This is a genomic window from Clostridium sp. AM42-4 (assembly GCF_003480105.1).
GTDB lineage: Bacteria > Bacillota > Clostridia > Lachnospirales > Lachnospiraceae > Brotaphodocola.
The window spans coordinates 27,751-51,298 of sequence record NZ_QUIK01000018.1; the positions used below are offsets into that span (position 1 = coordinate 27,751).

21 protein-coding genes and 1 riboswitch are annotated in these 23,548 nt (G+C 50.1%); all 21 genes read left to right on the forward strand.

Annotated elements, in window-relative coordinates:
• Window positions 1-104 precede the first annotated feature (104 nt).
• The 21 genes from DW922_RS13470 (at window position 105) to DW922_RS13565 (ending at window position 23,523) form a co-directional block, all read left to right on the forward strand.
• Entirely contained in the window at window positions 105-1,487 is a 1,383-nt protein-coding gene (locus DW922_RS13470; RefSeq protein WP_195715073.1) for a serine/threonine-protein kinase, read from the forward strand.
• Between the two features lie 2 nt (window positions 1,488-1,489).
• On the forward strand, window positions 1,490-2,110 hold the full coding sequence (locus DW922_RS13475; RefSeq protein WP_118726856.1) for a hypothetical protein: 621 nt from the start codon (window positions 1,490-1,492) through the stop codon (window positions 2,108-2,110).
• A 149-nt stretch (window positions 2,111-2,259) separates the two neighbouring features.
• Window positions 2,260-2,562, forward strand: coding sequence for a hypothetical protein (locus tag DW922_RS13480; RefSeq protein ID WP_118720861.1), 303 nt, complete (start codon window positions 2,260-2,262; stop codon window positions 2,560-2,562).
• 172 nt (window positions 2,563-2,734) lie between these two features.
• Window positions 2,735-4,396: a glycosyl hydrolase family 18 protein gene (locus tag DW922_RS13485; protein ID WP_118726857.1), complete on the forward strand. Its 1,662-nt coding sequence runs from the start codon at window positions 2,735-2,737 to the stop codon at window positions 4,394-4,396.
• A 46-nt stretch (window positions 4,397-4,442) separates the two neighbouring features.
• Window positions 4,443-5,996 carry a metallophosphoesterase gene (locus DW922_RS13490; RefSeq protein WP_118726858.1) on the forward strand — a complete coding sequence of 518 codons (1,554 nt, stop codon included), beginning with the start codon at window positions 4,443-4,445 and terminating at the stop codon, window positions 5,994-5,996.
• Window positions 5,997-6,106: 110 nt separating this feature from the next.
• Entirely contained in the window at window positions 6,107-6,808 is a 702-nt protein-coding gene (locus DW922_RS13495; RefSeq protein ID WP_243032238.1) for an N-acetylmuramoyl-L-alanine amidase, read from the forward strand.
• 64 nt (window positions 6,809-6,872) lie between these two features.
• Window positions 6,873-6,992: riboswitch (FMN riboswitch) on the forward strand.
• Window positions 6,993-7,202: 210 nt separating this feature from the next.
• Entirely contained in the window at window positions 7,203-7,841 is a 639-nt protein-coding gene (locus DW922_RS13500; protein WP_118726859.1) for an ECF transporter S component, read from the forward strand.
• A gap of 187 nt (window positions 7,842-8,028) precedes the next feature.
• The gene (locus DW922_RS13505; protein ID WP_118726860.1) at window positions 8,029-9,084 is read left to right on the forward strand and encodes an L-threonylcarbamoyladenylate synthase; all 1,056 of its coding nucleotides are present in this window, start codon (window positions 8,029-8,031) and stop codon (window positions 9,082-9,084) included.
• Between the two features lie 101 nt (window positions 9,085-9,185).
• Window positions 9,186-9,686 (forward strand): dCMP deaminase family protein, encoded by a 501-nt coding sequence (locus DW922_RS13510; RefSeq protein WP_118720857.1) that lies wholly within the window; start codon window positions 9,186-9,188, stop codon window positions 9,684-9,686.
• A gap of 3 nt (window positions 9,687-9,689) precedes the next feature.
• Entirely contained in the window at window positions 9,690-11,579 is a 1,890-nt protein-coding gene (locus DW922_RS13515) for a B12-binding domain-containing radical SAM protein (RefSeq protein ID WP_118726861.1), read from the forward strand.
• A 2-nt stretch (window positions 11,580-11,581) separates the two neighbouring features.
• On the forward strand, window positions 11,582-12,430 hold the full coding sequence (locus DW922_RS13520) for a 3'-5' exonuclease (protein ID WP_347560320.1): 849 nt from the start codon (window positions 11,582-11,584) through the stop codon (window positions 12,428-12,430).
• 250 nt (window positions 12,431-12,680) lie between these two features.
• On the forward strand, window positions 12,681-14,249 hold the full coding sequence (locus DW922_RS13525) for a VanW family protein (RefSeq protein WP_118726862.1): 1,569 nt from the start codon (window positions 12,681-12,683) through the stop codon (window positions 14,247-14,249).
• A 153-nt stretch (window positions 14,250-14,402) separates the two neighbouring features.
• Window positions 14,403-15,089, forward strand: coding sequence for an AIR synthase-related protein (locus DW922_RS13530; protein ID WP_347560321.1), 687 nt, complete (start codon window positions 14,403-14,405; stop codon window positions 15,087-15,089).
• Window positions 15,090-15,196: 107 nt separating this feature from the next.
• A complete protein-coding gene (locus DW922_RS13535) occupies window positions 15,197-15,679 on the forward strand; it encodes an Lrp/AsnC family transcriptional regulator (protein ID WP_118543877.1) in 483 nt (160 codons plus the stop codon).
• Window positions 15,676-16,851 (forward strand): aminotransferase class I/II-fold pyridoxal phosphate-dependent enzyme, encoded by a 1,176-nt coding sequence (locus tag DW922_RS13540; RefSeq protein WP_118720855.1) that lies wholly within the window; start codon window positions 15,676-15,678, stop codon window positions 16,849-16,851. Before DW922_RS13535 ends, DW922_RS13540 begins: the two co-directional genes overlap by 4 nt.
• A 6-nt stretch (window positions 16,852-16,857) precedes the next feature.
• Window positions 16,858-17,358, forward strand: a complete 501-nt coding sequence (locus DW922_RS13545) for a tRNA (cytidine(34)-2'-O)-methyltransferase (RefSeq protein ID WP_118543875.1) — start codon at window positions 16,858-16,860, stop codon at window positions 17,356-17,358.
• 138 nt (window positions 17,359-17,496) lie between these two features.
• The gene (locus DW922_RS17500) at window positions 17,497-17,643 is read left to right on the forward strand and encodes a hypothetical protein (RefSeq protein ID WP_154106751.1); all 147 of its coding nucleotides are present in this window, start codon (window positions 17,497-17,499) and stop codon (window positions 17,641-17,643) included.
• A 140-nt stretch (window positions 17,644-17,783) separates the two neighbouring features.
• The gene (locus DW922_RS13550) at window positions 17,784-18,908 is read left to right on the forward strand and encodes an ABC transporter substrate-binding protein (RefSeq protein WP_118543874.1); all 1,125 of its coding nucleotides are present in this window, start codon (window positions 17,784-17,786) and stop codon (window positions 18,906-18,908) included.
• 404 nt (window positions 18,909-19,312) lie between these two features.
• Window positions 19,313-20,392 (forward strand): ABC transporter ATP-binding protein, encoded by a 1,080-nt coding sequence (locus DW922_RS13555; protein WP_118720853.1) that lies wholly within the window; start codon window positions 19,313-19,315, stop codon window positions 20,390-20,392.
• On the forward strand, window positions 20,386-22,038 hold the full coding sequence (locus DW922_RS13560) for an iron ABC transporter permease (protein WP_118543872.1): 1,653 nt from the start codon (window positions 20,386-20,388) through the stop codon (window positions 22,036-22,038). Before DW922_RS13555 ends, DW922_RS13560 begins: the two co-directional genes overlap by 7 nt.
• A gap of 45 nt (window positions 22,039-22,083) precedes the next feature.
• On the forward strand, window positions 22,084-23,523 hold the full coding sequence (locus DW922_RS13565) for a phosphoglucomutase/phosphomannomutase family protein (RefSeq protein WP_118543871.1): 1,440 nt from the start codon (window positions 22,084-22,086) through the stop codon (window positions 23,521-23,523).
• The last annotated feature ends 25 nt before the right edge of the window (window positions 23,524-23,548 follow it).

Here is a 23,548-nt window from a genome sequence, read left to right on the forward strand (position 1 = left end):
TAAGTTGCAAGACATCGTTATTCAGACTACAATAAAATCACAGAGACAAGTACAAAGAAGGAGGTGCAAAAACGGCGGACACCATTTTATTCGGAAAGTACCGGTTGTGCCGTGTACTGGGCTGCGGCAGAAGCGGTACAGTATTTCTGGCAAGGCACATGGAGCTGGACGAATACCGCGCCATCAAAAGGGTTCCGAAGACCTTTGTCAATTACGAACTGTTTAGAAGAGAAGCGCTGATACTGAAGGGGATTCGTGACCAGGCTATACCCATCGTGTATGATCTGGCGGAAGATGATCAGTACAGCTACCTGATTGAGGAGTATCTCGAAGGAGATTCTTTATATGCCCTGGTTACAGAATCAGGACATTGTTCATCGGCAATGACGATCTGTTACGGGATCCAGATTTGCCATCTGGTACATATCATGCATTCCACAATGCCTACCCCTATTTTATATCTTGATTTACAACCCAGAAATTTATTACTATGCGAAAACACAATCAAGTTGATCGATTTTGATCATGCAGTTTATGCAGATGAAGCGGAACATATGGAAGAACGTTATGGAACAATCGGCTGCGCGGCACCGGAACAGTATTCGGGAGATGTTTTAGATGGAAGAACAGATATTTATGCCATTGGTGCTGTCCTCCATTACATGCTGACAGGACATTTCCCGGGAGAACGTATCCGGACGGGGCAGGCAGAGTTATCAGGAATTACGGAGCGTCATCTGATGTGTGTTATCCGCAAATGTCTGCAGAAGGAAAAGGATAAACGGTTCCAGACGGTAGCAGAGCTGGAACAGTCACTGAAAGAACTTTGGAGCCAGTCGGAATATGGTGTGTTCCGATATGGGACAAAGCGTATGGAAAAGTCTCTGGTGATCGCCGTGGCGGGAAGCCGTCACGGAGTGGGAACGACCCACATTGCTATGGGCTTTACGGCATATCTGCAGCGATGCGGAATGCCAGCGGTTTATGAGGAACACAATGAATCCGGAGCGGTGCGCCAGCTTGCGCAGTGCCGGGGAGTCAGGGCAGATTCCTGTGGAATCTTCCGCATCTGGAAAACACCGATGCTGCCCCGTTATGGGGAAGTGGTGGAGTGGAAGCCGTCCGGATACCGGATCCGCATTCTGGACTGCGGTGCAGACCCGGCTATCCTGACACAGGAAAATGCGGACGGATATTTGCTGATATGCGGTGGAAAACCCTGGGAATGGGAGAATTCCGGAGACGCTGCAGCATACTGCGACTCTGTTCATGGCCTGAAGGTGCTTTACAATATGTTTTGTGACCGGTTGCCTTTCCGGCAGAAGTATTGTGTTGCAGGTGGACTCAGGATGCCATATTTTGCAGATCCATTTTATGGGAGCAATCCGTCAGACCGTGTATACCGGACAATCTGGAACCAATGGTTTGGACAGGGAGGAGATACGGTACGAAGGGTATTTTCGGGAATAAAAAAGAGACTCCGGTAAGCTTGCCAGACCTCCGGTTCCGGACGATTGGCCTGGTGGGCTGCGGACGGGGAGTGGGAACCAGTCATCTGGCGATTTCTCTGGCCAATTATCTGACGGGAGTGAAACGGAAAAAAACAGCAATACTGGAATGGAACGGTCATGGGGATTTTTCCAGGATAGAACGGTTTGCCGGGAAACATAGCGGCAGACAGAAAGCGATGCAGCAGGAGACGGATCCAGGCAGGAATGTGTTTTGTCTGATGGATGTGGATTATTACAAAATGGCGGATCCGTCGGTGCTGGCTTTTTGTCTGGGGCAGGATTACCGTTATGTTATTCTGGATCATGGGGAAGCATCCCAAAGCAGCTTGTGCGAGTGTGTGCGCTGCGATCTAAAAATCCTGGTGGGCTCCTTAAATGAGTGGAAAGCAGAAGCATTTCTGGAAATTCTGGAGCAGGCAGGAAACATGGATAAAAGCTGGAAGCTGGCCGTAATGTCGGGCGGGGAGGAAACCAGAAGAGAAGTTGAGAGGCTGTTTCGGTGCAGGCTTCAGAAAATTCCAGCTTCAGTAGATGCATTTTGCATTACACCGGAAAAAATCAGGTATTTTGAAAAGCTGTTGCTGGGCACGCACATGTGAACAGTAGCAGGAGAAGGGTTACGATTCACGTAGTGCGTGAACAGTAGAAGTAATACAAAAGCATGCAGACGGTACAAAAACAGTGTGGATGGAATGTGTCACAGCAAAGCCTTCAAAGAGCAGGTGCCGTCTGGCAGAAAAGAGGGGCAATGACAGCAGCAGAGAAAAAGCGAAGAGAAGAAAACCAGCTTTATGTAGAGGGGTTAAAGCGGTATCAGGAAAGAGGAATCCGTGTTTTAATCGACGGAGAGGATGCCAGTGACGCAACGTGGGGAAAATTATTTGAGATTCATGAGGACGGAAGCTTCTACATGGGTGACTACATCTTGGAAGACCTCCCGCAGGAAGAATCTGAAGAAGAGGAAGAAGAGGGGGTGCAGGAGGAAGCGGAAGATTATATGAAATCCAGACGGTTAAAAGAAATCCATTTTGACATCGTGTATCACCGGTAAAAAAAGAAACACATTCTGATCAAAAAAGAGAATCCCCGATTCAGCCCGGGAAAAAGATCAGGAAAATTTAAGAGAAGCCGTGTCTGATTTATGGTATACTGATAAAAAAGTTATTGTTCATAGATAGGAATTTTTTGAACAGAAAAAGAATACCACGAAGGAGATACGGCAGATGAAACGGTTTCTTACAACAGTACTGACTGTGATACTGACGATCGTGCTGCTTGCGGGAGCGGCAGCAGGGTTTATTTTATACCGGAAGTACAAACCATCAAAAGAACAGGTAGACCAGAATGAATGGTATCAGGCCAGCGGCGATGAGATGGCGCTGTTTTTAGACAGTGTGCTGGTGGAAGGAGTAAAGGGACGTTATATCGATGGACAGACCTATTTGCAGTTAGACTGGATCGATGAAGCGGTGAATGAGAAGTTTTACTGGGATGAAGAGAACAGACAGCTGATCTATACCTTGCCAGATCAGATTGTGTATGCAAATGAGGAAACCATGGGAAGCAGCGGAAAGCCGCTGGTGGTGCAGCAGGATGGCCAGGTATGGCTGCTGTCAAGCCTGGTGACTGCTTACACTAATGTGCGTATCGATACATACGATACGGACAATGTGCGCCGGGTATTTGTAGATACGTCGTGGGAACCGCAGCAGCTTGCGGCCGTGAAGAAGAAAAGTGCGCTGCGGATCCGCGGTGGTGTAAAGAGTGCCATGATCACAGAGGTTCCATCTGATTCTGAAGTGATCGTGCTGGAACAGCTGGATAACTGGAGCCGGGTACGTACGGAGGATGGACAGGTGGGCTATCTTGCGAACCGACGCTTAAAGGAAACAGAAAGCAGGACGCTGGTCAGCACCTTTACAGAGCCGGAATATACCAGCATTTCCATGGATGGGCCGGTGGTGCTAGTCTGGCACCAGGTGACAAACCGCCAGGCCAATCAGGCAATGGAGAATCTGGTATCGAATACGAAGGGCGTAAATGTCATTGCACCGACCTGGTTTATGCTGACAGATAATCAGGGGAATTATGAATCCCTTGCAGATAAAAATTATGTGGACCGCGCCCATAGCATGGGACTGCAGGTATGGGCGGTTCTGGATAATTTTAACAAAGGGGAAAATGTCCAGTCAGAAATTTTGTTTGCCAGCATGGCAGCCAGAAAAAAACTGATCGCATCCCTGATGCAGGACGCAAAAACCTATGGCTTCGATGGAATCAATCTGGATGTGGAAGGAATCAAGGCTTCTGCCGGACCGCATTATGTCCAGTTTATCCGGGAGCTTTCTATTGACTGCAGAAAAGAAGGTCTTGTCTTATCGATCGATTCTTATGTGCCGGCATCCTATTCTGCCTTTTATAACTGGGCGGAGCAGGGCCGTGTAGCCGATTATGTAGTCATGATGGGATATGATGAGCACTACGCAGGCGGGGAAGCCGGTTCGGTTGCATCGATCGGATATGAGAGACAGGGCATTGAGGATCTGTTAAAGCAGGTACCGAAGGAAAAGCTCATCAGTGCGATCCCGTTTTATACTAGAATATGGAAAGAGGATGCATCTGGAACAACATCCCAGTCACTGGGAATCGCAGATGCAAAAGCGTGGGTCGAGGATAATCAGGTTGAACTTTACTGGCAGGATGACCTGGGACAGTATTATGGAGAGACGCAGAAGGATGGCGTAAATTACGAGATCTGGATGGAAGAAGAACGCTCTCTGGCATTGAAAATGCAGCTGATCCGGGACAATGGTCTGGCGGGTGTAGCCTGCTGGCGGCTTGGCCTGGAACCTGCGGATATCTGGGACACGGTAAAGCTGCCATAGGGTTCTGTGGGTGAACGGCAGATGGTTTGGAAAGGGTGATGGGAATATGAGAAAGAAAACAGATGGCAGAAGGCAGGTGCTTTCTGCCTTTCTGCCTGTTCTTGCGGCAGTGGCTATTGTGAGTGGATGTGCAAACAACCGTCCGGCAGATGCCACGGCAGTGTCAGGAGAGCAGCAGACAGAACAGGCAGGAGCTGAGCAAGAAAAGGATACGGAAAAAACAGCAGGGAGCGAAACATCGCAAGCAGCAGACGAAACAGCTTCGGGGAAAACAGAAGCGGACAGGGAATCCGGCGCAGATAAAACCGGAACTGAAAAAACGAAAAAAGAAATCCGGTCAGATGAGGTGAAAGAAGACTCTGGGCCGCTTCCGAAAGCCGAAGATGGCGGCTGGGTAGAAAATATCATGCTGGGAACCGATATCCATTATTTTTCCGATTCCCTCACCGATGGAGGACCCCGTTTTCAGGAAATGGTGGAATATGGAGACGGTAAGGTGGTCACTTATATTGACCAGATCACGGATGCGTTTCTGGATGAAGTGGTAAAGCTGCGTCCAAACGTGCTGGTTTTAAGTGGCGATCTCACCTTAAACGGCGAAAAAGCAAGCCATAAGGATCTTGCGGAAAAGCTGCACCGGGTAGAAAATAATGGAATTCCGGTTCTTGTGATTCCGGGAAACCATGACATCAATAACCGGCAGGCAGCGCGGTATGAAGGCGAAGAGCGCCTTCCGGCTGAATATATAACACCGGAGGAGTTCCGCCAGATATATCGCGCGTTTGGCTACGACGAGGCGGCCAGTGAAGATCCGAACAGTCTGAGTTATCTGTATGAGCTGGATGAGAATACCTGGCTGCTCATGATCGATAGCTGCCAGTACAGCCCGGTCAACAAGGTTGGCGGTGCGATTTCAGAAGATACGTATGAATGGATCGGGCAGCAGCTGGAGGCAGCCTGGGATGCTGGTGTAGAGATCATCCCCATTGCCCATCATAACCTGCTGGATGAAAGTGAGATTTATGTAGACGAATGCACGATTGAACACAGTGAACAATTTGTGGACCTTTTGGAAAACTGGGATGTACCGCTGTTTCTGAGTGGGCACCTTCATGTACAGCATTGCAAACGTTCCGATGAAAACAGGGGAATCTGGGAGATGGTAACAGCATCGCTGGCAACACCATCATGTAAATATGCGATCCTTACATACCGGGATGACCGGAGCTTTCTGTACCGGACCCGGTCACTGGATGTAGAAGGCTGGGCGAAGAAGAATGGGCAGACAGAAGAGGATCTTCTGAATTTCAGCAAGTTCCAGACACCATTTTTGCGCCGGGTATTCTATAATCAGGCAGTGGCGGCGTTAAAAGAGGTACCGGAGATTACAGACAGCGAACGAGAGCAGATGGCCCAGTTATATTCCCTGCTAAAATACCATTATTACCAGGGAACGGCATACCAGGTGCAGGATATGGTACGCAGTGATCCGGCCTATGCATTGTGGCAGGAGAACGGTATGGCAACGCAGCAGGGAGAATATTTCCAGTATATCCTGAAAGATGGTGTGCGGGACTATAACCGGCTTGAGGTAGAGTAGCGCTGTGAAGCGGTACGGGTTTCTGCCCAAATGAGAGTGAAAGACCCAAGTCTTTTCGCAGTCCGGGAGTCATATATTCTATAAGAAAAGGTCGGACCCGGAGAGATCGTATGTGGAAAGGTTTGGAAAGATTAGAGCAGCTTATGACAGTCATGCTTCTGACATCTGTTTTTTTGCTGTCCCGCCATGCAGGACTTATGGTATCCAGCCAGAGCGTGACAGCAAAGACTCACCGGCCGGTTGTAGTCCTGGATAGTGGACACGGCGGCATGGACCCTGGTAAGATCGGTATAGACGGAAGTCTGGAAAAAGACATTAACCTGCAGATCGCGGAACGGTTGAAAATGTATCTGGAGGCATCCGATGTAGATGTGCTCATGACCAGGGAGGATGACCGGGGACTGTACGAAGAGTCAGACGACAGCAAAAAGATGGCGGACATGAAAAACCGTTGTAAAAAAATTGAAGAAGCGAATCCGGATCTGGTGGTGAGCATCCATCAGAACAGCTATCACCAGGAACCGGTATGCGGCGGCCAGGTATTTTATTATAAAACATCCGAAAGAGGAAAGCGCCTTGCAGAGATTCTGCAGAGGCGCTTTGACTTTGTATTGGGAGAAAAGAATACCAGGCAGGCAAAGCCGAATGGAAATTATTATCTTCTCCTGCATGTAAAGCAGCCGATCGTGATCGTGGAATGCGGTTTTTTGTCAAACTGGAAGGAGGCGGCAGCGCTGAATTCTGCAGAATACCAGGATCGGCTGGCATGGACGATCCATATGGGGGTGATGGAGTACTTGAATGGCCAGTAACGAAAAACGAGAGAGAAAATCCTCTTGATTTTTAAACAGAGATGTACTATAGTTAAGGCAACGATAAGTTCTTCGGGGCGGGGTGTAATTCCCCACCGGCGGTTACAGTCCGCGACCTGTGTAAAGCAGTTGATTTGGTGAAATTCCAAAACCGACAGTATAGTCTGGATGAGAGAAGAAATTGTGTGAAGGCTTTTACAGCGAGACTTGTAATGGCAGCATGAATGACTTGAATCCCCCGGGTAGCGATATCCGGGGGTTTTTTCGGTCTCATAGGAAATTGCACCATATGAAATAAAATGCTCCGTGAGAATGTACTAAGACACATTCTTTCTTGCTTCACACGATTCCTCTGAATGATGAACTTACACAATCTATTTCAGGAGGAAAAAACATGAAAGAAAAATTACTTACGACCAAAAATGTTGTATTAATGGGAATGTTTGGTGCCCTTGCAGGTGTGCTGATGCTGTTTGAGTTCCCGCTTCCGTTTCTTGCACCGAGTTTTTACGGACTGGATGTCAGCGAGGTGCCGGTACTGATCGGAACCTTTGCCATGGGACCGGCGGCAGGCGCAGTTATGGAAGTTGTAAAAATTCTGGTAAAGCTGGTATTAAAGCCGACCAGCACCGGCTTTGTAGGAGAGTTTGCAAACCTTGTGATCTCCTGTGCCCTGGTCATTCCGGCAGGTCTGATCTATAAAATTTCCCATACCAGAAAAGGTGCCATGACAGGACTTGTGGTGGGAACCATCTGCATGGCAGCGGTTGGCGTGGTAGCCAACGCCCTGGTTATGCTCCCGTTCTACTCCAACTTTATGCCGCTTGAGACGATCCTGGCAGCAGGTGCAGCCATCAACCCGGCAGTCGGAAGTGTATGGACCTTTGCGTTGTTCTGTGTTGGACCGTTCAATGTGGTCAAAGGCATTGTAGTATCGGTTGTGACTGCTCTGGTTTATAAACGTGTCAGTGTGCTGATCCACAGTATCGGAACGCACAAGACCGTGAAAAACGGGAAACGTGTGAATGCATAAATAATATAGAAAACTTATATTCTGACACCCTGCGGTCTGTCTTGCACCGCAGGGTGTCTTGTGTTATGATAAGGCAGAAACAGACCGGTAAAAAGATAAGGTTTTGTGCCGGGAATAATGATGTGGACACAGCGTTGGCAGCACGCTGGCCTCATGTTGCGTGCAGGATTGCAAAGAAGGTAAAGCTATGAATACAAAACTGGTAAAAATAGAAGATACAAAACAGATCAAAGATGAGGAACTGGCTGAGGCGGCGCAGATTTTGCGTGACGGCGGGCTGGTGGCATTTCCGACCGAGACGGTTTATGGTCTTGGCGCGAATGCACTGGATGAGACTGCGGCAAAGAAGATTTACGCAGCCAAGGGTCGCCCGTCCGACAACCCGCTGATTGCGCATATTTCCTGTCTGGAAGAGCTGGAGCCGCTTGTGGCATACATTCCGGAGGCGGGAAGAAAGCTGGCGGAGGCATTCTGGCCGGGACCGCTGACCATGGTATTTCCGAAAAGTGACATTGTGCCTTACGGAACGACCGGCGGGCTGGATACGGTGGCAGTCCGTATGCCGAGTGACCCGGTGGCAAACCGCCTGATCAAGCTGGCTGGTGTTCCGGTGGCAGCACCGAGTGCGAATACATCCGGCAGGCCAAGCCCGACTACGGCACAGCATGTATGGCAGGACATGGAAGGCAAGATTGAGATGATCTTAGACGGCGGCCCGGTGGGAATCGGTGTGGAGTCTACCATTGTGGATGTATCCGGGGATGTGCCGACATTGCTTCGTCCGGGTGCAATTACCATGGAGATGCTGCGCGAGACCGTAGGACAGGTAGAGATTGATCCGGCGATCCAGGCACCGCCAAGTGCGGATCTGCGGCCGAAGGCACCGGGAATGAAATACCGGCATTATGCACCGCATGCAGATTTGCAGCTGGTAGAGGGTGAGACTGGTAAGGTGGTGGAAACCATCAACGAACTGGTGAAAGAGAAGCTTGTGGAGGGCAAAAAAGTCGGTGTGATCTGTACCGATGAGACAAAGGCGCGTTATCCGCAGGGAGAGGTTCGAAGTGTAGGACTTCGTGCGAAGGAAGAGACGATCGCCCACAACCTGTTTGCGGTATTGCGTGAATTTGATGATCTGGATGTGGATTGCATTTATTCGGAGAGCTTTTCGAAGGATCATCTGGGGCAGGCAATCATGAACCGGCTTACAAAGGCCGCAGGGTATCATGTGCTGAAGGTGTGAAAAAACAGAAGCCAGAACAAAAACAGAGTAGGATCTGCTGATGTCAGGATGACGCAGACGCATTGTGATGCAGCAGGATAGAAGACAGGAGGCGGCATAAGATGAGCAATTCAAAGAAACGTGCAGATTACATTTCCTGGGATGAATATTTTATGGGTGTGGCGGATCTATCCGGCCGCCGTTCGAAGGACCCGAACACGCAGGTTGGTGCCTGCATTGTCAGCGAAGATAATAAGATCATGTCCATGGGCTACAATGGTTTCCCGAAGGGCTGCTCAGACGATGAGTTCCCGTGGGGACGTGAGCAGGAGGGCGATGATCCGTACAGTACCAAATATCTGTATGTGACACACAGTGAACTGAATGCGATTTTGAATTATCGCGGAGGCAGCCTGGAAGGCAGCAAGATTTATGTAACCCTTTTCCCTTGCAATGAGTGCGCAAAAGCAATCATCCAGGCAGGAATCAAAACCATTATCTATAAGGAAGACAAATATCCGGATTCTCCGTCGGTACGGGCATCCAAACGCATGCTGAATGCGGCAGGCGTGCGGTATTACCAGTACGACCAGACCGGAAGAAAGATTGAGATTGACGTATAAAGTATGAAGTTTTTATTGACGGCGATCAATGCCAAATATATCCACTCCAATCCCGGAGTGTACAGCTTAAAAATATTTGCCGAGTCCCAGGGCGCGGCAGCAGCACAGGGAGACCAGAATCTGTTTGATGATGGTCTCCCTTGTGTGCCTGAGAAGGCAGCGCTGACTGCTCCTGCTGTAGCAGGTCTGACGGAGGTTGCAAAAGAAAAACAGGGAGCCGGATGCAGTATGCAGGTGGAAATTGCGGAGTACACCATCAACAACCAGATGGAACTGATCCTGGAGGATATTTACCGGAGAAAACCGGATCTGATCGGGATTTCCTGCTATATCTGGAATATTTCCTATGCGCTGGATCTGGTGCGGGATATTCATAAGGTGCTTCCCGATGCCGATATCTGGCTTGGCGGTCCGGAGGTTTCCTATGACGCGCCGGAGCTTCTTACCAGGGAGCCGGAGGTGTTTGGTGTCATGAAGGGCGAAGGCGAAGAGATGTTTGCCGGGCTCTTAAACTGTTACCGGACACTGGGGTGCACGGTGCGGAGTCTGTGGCAGAATAAAGACTCTGATATACAGGCTTATGGGATACCGGCTATGGAACGGGAAAACAAAGCGGGTGATTTCTGGCAACAGATGCAAAAGGTTGCAGGCCTTACCTATCGACGCGAAGACGGAACCGTCTGCGACCAGCCGATCCGTCCAGTCATGGATATGAGCCGGATCCCATTTTTATATCCGAGTCTGGATGGCTTTGAAAACCGGATCGTTTATTACGAGAGCAGCCGTGGCTGCCCGTTTTCCTGCAGTTATTGCCTGTCCTCCATCGACAAGTCCGTCCGCTTCCGCAATGTGAAGCTGGTGCTTCAGGAGCTGGATTTCTTTTTGGAGCGGAAGGTACCGCAGGTAAAGTTTGTGGACCGGACCTTTAATGCAAAAAAGAGTCATGCCATGGCAATCTGGAAGCATATTCTGGAGCATGATAATGGTGTGACAAACTTCCACTTTGAGATTACGGCAGACCTTCTGGATGAAGAAGAACTGGAACTTATCAGCCGGATGCGCCCGGGGCTGATCCAGTTGGAGATCGGCGTGCAGAGCACCAACCCGGATACGATCCGGGCAATCCGCCGCAAGATGGATCTGGACCGCCTGCGCTATGTGGTGGAACGGATCAATGCAGGGAAAAATGTACACCAGCATCTGGATCTGATCGCCGGACTTCCTTTTGAGGATTACGATTCCTTCGGGCGTTCGTTCAACGATGTGTACGCCATGGAACCGGAGCAGTTCCAGCTTGGTTTTTTGAAGGTGTTAAAAGGCTCTTATATGCACGAAAAGGTAGAGGAGTACGATCTGAAATACCGGGGAAAGGCACCGTATGAGGTGCTTTCTACCAAATGGCTGCCTTACAGCGATGTGCTGCGCTTAAAAGGTGTAGAGGATATGGTGGAGGTTTACTATAACAGCCGCCAGTTCCTGAAGACATTAAAGCTGTTCGAGCAGGAGTTTGGAAACGCATTTTCCATGTACGAATACATGGCGCAGTATTATGATGAAAATCATCTGACCGGGTTAAACCACAGCCGTCTGGCCCGCTATGAAATCTTCCATGATCTGATCCGTCAGAGGGTGGGGGAGGAAAAGCCTGGTGCATTCGAGGATGCGCTCATGTGTGATCTGTATCTTCGAGAAAATGCCAAGAGCCGTCCGGCGTTTGCACTGGCGCAGGCACCTTATAAGGAAGAAATCCGACGGTTAGTTCCGGAACTCAGGACGCTTGGAACACAGATTCATGTGGAGGTGCTGCGTTCGGGCGAAATTTTGCTGTTTGATTACCGGGAGAAGGACCGGTTAAACCATAATGCGAAGCTGACGGTGTTGGGGAGGATCTGAGTATGAGCGGAGAAAATGTGACGCTGGATGCAGAAAATAAGAAGGATGCCGCAGTAGATCAGATGAAGCACGATCTGGGAGCAGGAATACGGCTGCAGTCGGGGCAGGCGGTTGGGAGACAGATTCAGATTCCGAACAGTTACATCGCGCTGGATCTGGAAACTACCGGCCTGAATCCCAAACAGGATAAGATCATTGAGATCGGGGCTGTGCGGGTTGAGGCTGGTCAGGAGACCGGGCGCTTTCACACGATGCTCGATCCGCACCGGGAATTGGAGACGCGGATCACGGAACTGACAGGTATCACCGGGGATATGTTGGAAAACGCCCCGGATCTTGTGGACATCCTGCCGGGATTTCTGGATTTCTGTGGAGAACTTCCGCTTCTTGGCCATCGGATCATCTTCGATTACAGCTTTTTAAAGCGGGCGGCGGTCAACCAGGGCCTTACCTTTGAAAAGGACGGGATCGACACGCTGACGATGTGCCGCCGTTTTATGCCGGCAGAGGAGAGCAAACGGCTGGGAGCAGCCTGTGCCTTTTATGGTCTTACACAGGAGAGCGCCCACCGCGCACTGGGCGATGCATTGGATGCCCACAGGCTGTATCAGAAGCTGGTGGAGAAGCATGCAGGGCAGGCGCCGGAAGCATTTGCGGCTGAGCCTCTGATTTACAAGGTAAAGCGGGAACAGCCCGCATCCAAAAAGCAAAAAGAGGACTTGCGGTATTTACTAAAATATCATAAAATAGATTTACCTGTGCAGATTGACTATCTGAGCAGGAATGAGATTTCCCGTATCACCGATAAGATCATATCGAAATATGGGCGGATCTCCATGAAGCAAACTTAAAAAACCGGCCCCTTAGACAGGGCTGGTCCTATTTTTTAGAAGAGGTGATTCATTATGATGAATATGCATAACAATAAGAAAGCCCGCATTATCATGGGTATTGTGATCGTAATCCTGATCGTGGCTATGGTTGCGCCGATGGCACTGTCTGTCATGATGTAATGGATTCCTGCGTCAGCAGGTAGTAGAGCACGAAGTGCGGGATCCGTGAGTTTAAGCTATAGTATGTGAGCAGCAAAGGGAGAAGTTTATGAAAATATGGAATCTGCTTGGGGGACTGACGTTGGTGGCAGCCCTGGGGAGTGCAGTGGCATTCCCTGCTTACGCAAAAGAAGCAGCATATCCGGATGGTATTTATGTAGGGGATTTTTCCCTTGGTGGATTGACAAAAGAACAGGCGGAGAAAGGATTTTCCCAGTATCTGTCTGAGCTGGAGGCGCGCACCGTGACACTGCGTGTCGATGGAACCGAGGTTAAGACAACGGCAAAAGAGCTGAGGTATGCCTGCGGAAACGAAGATGCACTGGAAGAAGCAGAAGATTATGCGGCCGGTGGCTGTCTGATCCGGCAGTATATGGAGCGCAAGGATCTGGAAAAGGAGCCGGTTCATATTCCGCTGGATGCACAGGTCGACGAAGCGTCAGTCCAGATGCTGATCGATGCGAAGTGTGCAGGGCTGGTCGATGAACCGAAGGATGCAGTCATTACGCGGAAAAACGGAAAATTTGAGATTACAGAAGAACAGACAGGAAAGACTGTCGACACCAAAGCAACCATCGAGAAGCTGAATGAGGCGCTGGCAGAAGATTTGGCAGAAGTGACAGCCGATGCGGTGATCATTGTAGGAGAACCGAAAATCAAAAAAGAAGACCTTGCTTCCATTTCCGATGTGCTTGGTACCTGCACGACGGCTTATGCAAGCAGCGGTGCATCACGCTCCGGAAACATTGCAAATGGTGTTTCCAAGATCAACGGCCATGTGCTGATGCCGGGGGAAACCTTATCGGGTTACGAGTGCATGCATCCGTTTACCATCGAAAACGGTTATTTTACGGCAGCGGCGTATGAGAATGGCCAGGTTGTGGACAGCGTTGGCGGCGGTGTCTGCCAGATCGCAACCACGCTTTATGACGCATCACTGGAAGCAGAACTGGAAATCACCCAGCGGCAGAACCATTCCATGATCGTCACCTATGTGAAACCATCCATGGATGCGGCGATTGCCGGAACCTATAAGGATATTAAGATCACGAATAACTACAGTACCCCGATCTATATCGAGGGAACGACAGCGGGGAAAACGCTGACCTTTACGATCTACGGAAAGGAAACACGTCCGACAAATCGGAAGGTAGAGTACATTTCCGAGACGATAAGCAAGACCGATCCTGGTGAGCCGCAGCGAAAGGTAGACAATTCGCTTCGCCCGGGACAGACGAAGCAGGTTCAGTCAGCACATATCGGTTACAAATCCAGACTGTGGAAGGTGGTAACGGTAGATGGTGTGGAGAAAGAGCGCACCATCCTGCATACCGACACCTACAATCCGTCTAAGGCCATTGTTCTGGTAGGACCGGCAGCGCCGGCAGAGACACCGGCTCAGCCTGTGGAAACTCCTGCAGAAAACACGTCGGCGGAAACTTCGGCAGAACATACACCTGAGACCGCCGCATCGGCGGAAACTGCAGCACCGGCAACCCAGCCTGAGCAAAGCCAGGTGGTGGGACCGGGAACAGCAAATGCGTCTGCGGGCGAAGCTTCAGCCGGAGGACCCGGTGAGGCGGCAGCACCAGTTGAAAATGCATCGCAGCCGGAATAATCCGGAGTCTTGTAAGGCTTTTGTTGCTGGGCACGCACGCGTGAACCGGAATGAGGATTGGAATGCGAAGCATCGGCAAAATCCCGTTGCCAGGCACGCGTGCGTGCACAGCAACAATGGCATGCTTCCGAACAGAAAAAGGATTGAAATATTATGATGCGAAGAATTGAGCGCGAGAACACGGGACTTTTGCACCCCGGACAGGATCTGGTGGTTGCAGGTTATGCGGGTCTCGCGGGAACTTTGAAGCTGGTGGAAACAAAGAAAGAAGAGCTTTCCCATTGGTTTTCCGGTGAATATATGGATGAGATCGCGGAATGCAGTCAGTACCTTGTGCCAGTGACAGCAGAAAGTGCGCAGGAAACAGCAGGTCTGGCTGAAGTGGCAGCACAGTTGGCTGGCACGTCTGCGGTGCAGAAACAGGATCTGGAACCAGAAACCGCATATGATGGAACTTTCTGGAAAAGTCTTGGTGCCACAGAGTGGGAACCGGCCGGGGAAGGCGGCATCTTAACTGCCATCTGGAATCTGACCGGCGCCTATGAGACCGGCGTGGAGTTTTATCTGCGCCAGATCCCCATCCGCCAGGAGACGGTGGAGGTCTGTGAGCGCCTGGAGTTAAATCCGTACCGGCTTTACAGCCAGGGCTGCATCCTTTTGACTGCCGAAAACGGCGGTCAGCTGGTGCGTGCACTGGCAGAAAAAAACATTCCGGCACAGGTTATTGGCCGGGTGAACAAAGGCATTGCACGGGAAATGGTCGTGCAGGAAGGACGGGGATTTTTAGAGCGTCCCCAGCCTGATGAAATAACGAAAGTGATTCCCGGTTTTTTCGCCTGAAAAGATCGGGATTCCCTATATATCGCAGCTGCACAGGATTTTCCATGTGAACAGGAATCATGTTGCAACTGCAGGATTTACACAATTATACAAGGAGGCAATCAAAAATGAGAGAGAAAATTTTGGCGGTAATCGAAAAAAACAGCAGAATCGATATCCATGACCTGGCGATTCTTTTAGGGGAGAGCGAAGTCGCGGTCGCCAATGAGATTGCCGAGATGGAGAAAGAACATATTATCTGTGGTTACCACACCCTGATCAACTGGGACAACACCAGTGAGGAGAAGGTCGTTGCGCTGATCGAGGTAAAAGTAACTCCCCAGCGCGGCATGGGATTCGACAAGATTGCAGAGCGCATCTACCAGTACAGCGAGGTCAATGCCGTATACTTAATGTCTGGAGCATTTGATTTTACCGTGTTTATTGAGGGCAAGACCATGCGCCAGGTTGCACAGTTTGTATCCGACAAGCTGGCACCGCTTGATTCGGTCTTAAGCACTGCAACCCATTTTGTACTGAAAAAATATAAGGACCACGGAACCATTCTCTGCGACGAGGTCCAGGATGAAAGGATGCTGATTACACCGTGAGAAACCCATTAAATGAAAAAATCGTTTCCATCCCGCCGTCCGGGATCCGTAAATTTTTTGATATCGTCAGTGAGATGAAGGATGCTATCTCCCTTGGTGTGGGCGAGCCGGACTTCGACACGCCGTGGCACATCCGCGAGGAAGGCATTTATTCCCTGGAAAAGGGCCGTACCTTTTATACCTCCAATGCAGGTTTAAAGGATTTAAAGATTGAGATCCACAATTATCTGGAGCGCCGCTGCAATGTCTGCTATGATCCGGACCATGAGATCATGGTAACTGTGGGTGGCAGTGAAGCGATCGATGCGGCTATGCGTGCCATGATCGATCCGGGCGATGAAGTACTGATCCCGCAGCCAAGCTATGTTTCCTATACTCCGTGCTGTGTTCTGGCAGACGGTGTTCCGGTCATCATTGAACTGGAAGAAAAGGACAACTTCCGTCTGACTCCGGAAAAACTGTTAGAGAAGATTACGCCGAAGACCAAGATCCTGGTACTGCCGTTCCCGAATAACCCGACCGGTGCGATCATGGAGCGGGAGGATCTGGAGAAGATCGCAGAGATTGTCATTGAGAAAGATCTTTACGTCATTTCCGATGAGATCTATTCGGAGCTGACCTACGCAAAGGAAGACCATGTGACGATCGCTTCCCTGCCTGGCATGAAAGAGCGCACCGTTCTGATCAACGGCTTTTCCAAGGCATTTGCCATGACCGGATGGCGTCTGGGCTATGCCTGCGCATCGGAGCTGATCTTAAAACAGATGTTAAAGATCCACCAGTATGCGATCATGTGTGCACCGACGACGAGTCAGTACGCGGCAGTGGAAGCGCTGCGCAATGGCGATGAAGACGTACAGCACATGCGGGAATCCTACGACCAGAGACGCCGTTATCTGATGAACGCCTTTGCGGAGATGGGGCTGGATTGCTTTGAGCCGCAGGGTGCATTCTATATGTTCCCGAGCATCAAACGCTTCGGCATGACTTCCGAAGAGTTTGCGACCCGGCTTTTGCGCGAAGAAAAAGTAGCAGTGGTCCCGGGAACTGCATTTGGAGACTGCGGAGAAGGCTTCCTCCGTGTGTCCTATGCGTATTCCTTAAAGAGTTTAAAGGAGGCCCTTAGCCGCATCAAACGGTTTGTGGACCGCCTGGACGGAAAAACGGAGTAAAACGAAATGAACATTGTATTATTTGAGCCGGAAATGCCGATGAACACCGGAAATATCGGGCGTACCTGTGTCGCAACGAATACCCGCTTACATTTGATCGAGCCGCTGGGTTTTAAGCTGAATGAAAAGGCAGTAAAGCGTGCCGGACTGGACTACTGGGATAAGCTGGATGTTACCGTGTATTCCGATTTCCAGGATTTTCTGGACCGCAATCCGGGCGCGAAAATCTACATGGCAACGACCAAGGCACCGAAAACCTACACGGATGTGGAGTACGAACCGGACTGCTATATCATGTTTGGCAAGGAAAGCGCCGGGATACCGGAAGAGATTCTGGTAGAGCACAAGGAAAACTGTGTGCGGATCCCGATGTGGGGAGACATCCGCTCCTTAAATCTTTCCAATTCCGTGGCGATCGTGCTGTATGAGGCACTGCGTCAGAATGGATTTGAGAAGATGAACATGGAAGGACATCTGCACCGCCTGCACTGGAAAGATGAAGTGTAAGAACGTTGCCGGATACGCATGCGTGGACGGAAGCGGAAAATGATAAGAAAACTGCATATCGAAAGAGAAAAAGGAGATCTGCCTGGTGGCGGGTCTTTTTTTTCATAGGAAGTTGTGCCTGGAAGTGTTTTATTTTGTATGGCAGAGATACAGAAAATGAATGGAAAAGCATGTGTAAAAATGCACAAAAGAGAAAAAGAAACAACAAAAATAATATACAAAGTTCAGAATAACAAAAGAAAAGTCAGAAATACAAATGGAAAAACGCACAAAGACAGCATATAATAAAGACATCTGGAACAGGAAAATGCACACTGCTGACCGGTGCGGACGATTATGACCGGACGCACAGCGTAAGCAGGAGCGGACCTTTCCCATGGAACGTGATAACCCAGGAACAAAAACAAAGAAAAGGAGAGGGTATTATGAAAAAACGTTGGTTAGCAGCATCATTGGCAGCACTGATGGCACTGAGCGTAACCGCCTGTGGCGGAGGAAAGGCAGCAGAGACAACGGCAGCACCGGCAGAGACCAAAGCGGAGGAGACAAAGGCAGAGGAAAGCAAAGCAGAGGAAAAGGATGCTTCCAAGGAAGAAAAGGCAGAGAAAGCGCCGGAAGATTATACCGGAAGCGTTGTTGTTTACTCCCCGCACGATGCAGATCCGCTGAATGCAGGCGTAAACCTGTTCATGGAGAAATATCCGAATGTCAAGGTTGAGGTAGTAGCAGCCGGAACCGGCGAGCTGTGCAACCGAATCGCAGCAGAGTCTGCAAACCCGATCGCAGATGTACTCTGGGGCGGTGGTGCTGACTCTCTGGCAGCATTCAAGGAATATTTCGAGCCGTATGTATGTGCAAACGACGAATTCATCGGCGACGCTTACAAGGATCCGGATGGTTACTGGATCGGTGAGAGCCCGCTTCCGATGGTTATCTTCTATAATAAGGACCTGATCGAGAAAGACGGACTGACCATTCCGGAGTCCTGGGAAGACTTAACCAAGCCAGAATGGAAAGGCAAAATTGCATACTGCCTGCCGTCCAAATCCGGTTCCGCATACACCCAGTTATGTACCATGATCCTGGGTCACGGCGGTAAGGAAAAAGGCTGGGATTTCATCAAACAGCTGTACGATAACCTGGATGGCAAGATCGTTGACTCTTCCGGTAAGTGCCACAAGATGGTTGCAGACGGTGAGTTCTATGTAGGTATTACCATTGAGAAATCTGCGATCAAATACGCAGACGATCCTTCTGTAGGATTTGTATATCCGAAAGATGGTACCAGCGCAGTTCCGGATGGTGTAGCACTGGTTAAGGGATGCCCGAACGAAGAAAATGCAAAACTCTTCATCGATTTCGTTACTTCCAAAGAATGCCAGACCGAGCAGAGCCAGAACTGGGGACGCCGTCCGGTACGAAGCGATATGGAAGTTGGCGAAGGTATGGCAAAACTGGATGATCTGGTATTAGTAGATTACGACTTTGACTGGGCAGCAAATGAGAAGGAAGCCAATATCGAAAAGTTCAACGATATCATGGTAGATTAATTGTTACTGTACACGGGTAGGAATTTTCTGAACTGAAAATTCCGTACGATACCGTTGTGGTAGCAGATTTTGCCGATTTGGAATGCGAAGCATCGGCAAAATCCGTTGCTGTTTGCGCAACGCGAGAACAGTAACGATTAATTTTGCCGGCGTGCGTTAGCCATATGTCAGCTGCAGCAGAAAAACGCAGCTTTGTGCACGATTAAAAGGCAATATGGAAATCAATAGAACGTGAACATCAAAAAGACTGCCTTGCCCCAAGCGGGCGGGCAGTCTTTTCCTACCCGCTTCACAGGAACATTCTATCGTATGAAAATGCCCTGCAAGGGCGGAGCGCCGGAGAGGCTTGTAAAACACCGGTCGGATTCAAACGGCCACAGGTGGACAGGAATGGAGGAATGAATATGAGTCATGCAGTGATCATAAAAAAGGCCGTAAAGAAATACGGAAATTTTACCGCATTAAATGGAGTGGATCTGGAAATTAAACCGGGGGAATTTTTTACGCTGCTGGGACCGTCCGGCTGCGGCAAGACAACACTGCTTCGTATGATCGCAGGATTCAACAGCGTGGACGGCGGTGAGATCTGTTTTGATGACAAGGTGATCAACAACCTGGAAGCGCACAAGCGTGATATTGGTATGGTGTTCCAGAACTATGCGATCTTCCCGCACCTGACGGTAGCGGAAAACGTGGCATACGGTCTGAAAGCCAAGAAGTGTCCGAAGGAGCAGATCCCGGGCAAGGTGGAAGAGGCACTGGAGCTGGTTCAGATCGGAAAATTAAAAGACAGAAAACCAAATGAACTTTCCGGTGGTCAGCAGCAACGTGTGGCGCTGGCGCGTGCGTTTGTCATTGAGCCTGGCGTGCTTTTGATGGATGAGCCGCTTTCCAACCTGGATGCAAAGCTTCGCGTACAGATGAGAACTGCGATCAAGAAGCTGCAGCGGAGACTGGGCATTACCACCATTTACGTTACCCACGATCAGGAGGAGGCCCTGGCAATCTCAGACCGGATCGCGGTCATGAAAGAGGGCAACATCATGCAGGTGGGAACGCCGGAAGCAATCTATAAGAAACCGGAGAATACGTTCGTTGCAGGCTTTATCGGCGTTTCCAATTTTGTGGAATGCGAAGTGGACGGCAAAAATCCGGAGGCAGCCGTTTTGAATATTAAGGACGAATGCAGCATTACCTGCAAATTAAAGAAACCGTACGCGGGCAAGGGCATCATCTCTGCAAGACCGGAGCAGCTGTTTTTCGATGAGACAAATGGACTTCCGGGCAAGATCGTGATGTCGACTTTCCTGGGCGATTTCATTGAGTACGAGATCGAGTTAAATAACGGTCAGACCCTGCAGCTCAACGAATACACCAAGGATGTGCAGACCGTCCGCCCGGATGGAGAAAACGTGAAAGTAAACTTTGACATCAATGCGGTAGGCGTTTACGATGCGGCAACCCAGGAGGTGATTTCATGGTAACATCCCGCAAAAAACTGGACTTCTGGTTCTGGGTTAAGGTGGTAGTGATCGGTTTTATGCTGATCTTTCTGATCTACCCGTTCTGTACCCTGATCACCCGAAGCTTTTTCTCAAATAAGACAGCCGGGTTTACTTTTGAGAACTACATCCGGTTCTTTACGAAAAAGTATTACTATTCGGCACTGGGACGAAGCCTGTTTGTGTCGATCGTGACGACCTGTACCACACTTCTTGTGGGCGTACCGATCGCTTACATCATGTCCCGCTACAATGTATTCGGTAAGAACTTTATTCATATCTTCATTATCATGAGTCTGATGAGCCCGCCGTTCATCGGTGCTTACAGCTGGATCATGCTGTTTGGCCGCGCGGGATTTATCACCAGTATGTTTGCGAAGATCGGGATCCATCTTCCGAGTATATACGGGAAACTGGGGATCATCCTGGTATTTACGTTTAAACTGTTCCCTTATGTGTACCTGTATACGTCGGGTGCCATGGGAAGCATCGATTCCAGTATTGAGGAGGCAGCGGAAAATCTGGGAAGCAATAAGCTGCGCCGCCTTCTGACAGTCACTCTGCCGGTTGTGGCTCCGTCCATTGCGGCAGGCGCCATTATGGTATTTATGACCAGCCTGGCAGATTTCGGTACCCCGATGCTGATCGGCGAGGGCTACATGGTCCTTCCGGTTCTTGTATACAATGAGTACATGAGTGAGATCGGCGGAAATGCACATCTGGCGAGCGCTTTGTCCGTGGTTGTTGTACTTTGCTCCACCACAGTGCTTCTGGTTCAGAAATACTTTGTGAGCCGGAAAAACTATGTTATGACTGCCATGCGTCCGCCGAAGGAAGAGGTTCTTCACGGAGGCAAACGTGCACTGGTGACCCTGCCGGTTATGCTGGTGACCCTCATCGGCATTATGCCGCAGATCGTAGTCATTGTCAGCAGCTTTATCAAGTGCGATTTCACCGGCTTCCAGAAAGGCTTCAGTCTGGAGAGTTATGTGACGATCTTCAACCGCCTGTGGACCAACATCCGCAATACCTTCGTATTCTCTTCGATTGCGATCGTGTTCATTATCATTCTGGGCATGCTGATCTCTTACATCGTCGTGCGTCAGAAAGGTCTGGCAGGACAGCTGATGGATCTGCTGATCATGTTCCCGTTCGTGATCCCGGGTGCTGTTCTTGGTATCAGCTTGATCGTTGCATTTAACAAGCAGCCGATGATCTTAACCGGTACGGCCATGATCATGATCATTGCTTTTATCGTCCGGAAACTGCCTTACACAGTCCGTTCCGGCAGTGCATTCCTGCAGCAGATGGATGTAAGTGTGGAGGAGGCTTCCATCAGCCTGGGTGTTTCCCCGATGAAAACCTTTGTAAATGTGACTGCAAGACTGATGGCACCGGGTGTTCTTTCCGGCGCGATCTTAAGCTGGATCACCTGTATCAACGAGCTGTCTTCCAGCGTGATGCTGTACGGCGGCAAGACCAGCACCATCTCCGTGGCTATTTATACGGAGGTTGTAAGAAACAGTTTCGGTACCGCGGCAGCGCTGGCATCGATCCTGACCGTCAGCACAGTCATCTCCTTGCTTATCTTTTTGAAAGTCAGCAAGGGCAGGGTATCCGTCGTCTGAGTGGTGAACGCATACTGGAACAAGTGCAAAAAATGAGGTGTGGCTATGATAAAATTTGGCACTGGTGGCTGGAGAGCCATCATTGGGGAAGAATTTACAAAAGAAAATATCCAGAAGCTCGCGCTTGCGATGGCTTTAAAAATGAAAGCAGAACATGTGGAGGACAAGCCGGTGGTGATCGGCTATGACCGCCGGTTCCTTTCCAAGGAAGCGGTCATCTGGTCCTGCGAGATCTTTGGGCAGCAGGGAATCAAAGTGCTGTTTGTGGACCGGAGTTCTCCGACACCGCTTGTAATGTTCTATGTGATGAAACATGACCTGGATTATGGCATGATGGTGACAGCGAGCCACAATCCGGCCATCTACAATGGGATCAAGGTCTTTACGAAGGGCGGAAGAGATGCGGATGAGCATCAGACCGCAGATATTGAACGCTATTTAAAACAGGCAGATGAGCTTTATGTCCCGGATCCGGAGGAATACGGGCAGATGCCGCCGCACGCTTACCAGGAACTGGTGAAGAGCGGCCAGGTGGTGGAGATGAACCCCATGAACGAATATCTGGACAACATCATCTCCCTGATCAATCTGGATGCGATCCGGGAACGCGATCTGCGCATTGCGATCGATCCGATGTACGGGGTCAGCCTGACGGCACTCTGCACCATCCTTTCCATTGCGCGCTGTACGGTAGAGACCATCAATGCCCAGCATGATACCCTGTTTGGCGGAAAGATGCCGGCTCCGACCGAGAATACCCTGCGCAATCTGCAGAACTACGTGCTGGACCGTTACTGCGACATCGGCATTGCGACGGACGGAGATGCAGACCGGCTTGGCGTCATCGACGATAAAGGACATTATCTCCATGCAAATACCATTCTGGTCATGCTGTATTACTATCTGCTGAAATACCGCGGCTGGCGCGGCCCGGTGGTGAGAAATCTTTCTACCACGCATGTGCTGGACAAGGTGGCAGAAAGCTTCGGACAGAAGTGTTATGAGGTGCCGGTCGGCTTTAAGTACATTTCCGCAAAGATGCAGGAGACCGATGCGATCATCGGCGGCGAGTCTTCCGGAGGTTTGACCGTGAAGGGACACATTCACGGAAAGGATGGCATCTACGCGGCGTCCTTGCTGGTCGAAATGATGGCAGTCAGCGGCAAAAAACTGTCGGAGATCGCGGAAGATATCCGCAAAGAATACGGCGAGATCCATATGGAGGAGCGGGCATACCGCTTTACCGCAGAGGAGAAAGAGCGGATCCATAAGACGCTGATGATCGACCAGGCATTGCCGGAGATCCCGTTTGAGGTGGATCATATTTCCTACATGGACGGCTGCAAGGTTTACTTAAAAAATGGTGGCTGGGTCAGCACGCGTTTCTCGGGAACAGAGCCGCTTCTTCGGATCTTCTGTGAGATGGAGACCGAGCATGAAGCCGTGATGATCTGCGAGATCTTTGAAAAATTCCTGGGACTGTAACGGAAACCGGAATTGTCCTGCCGCT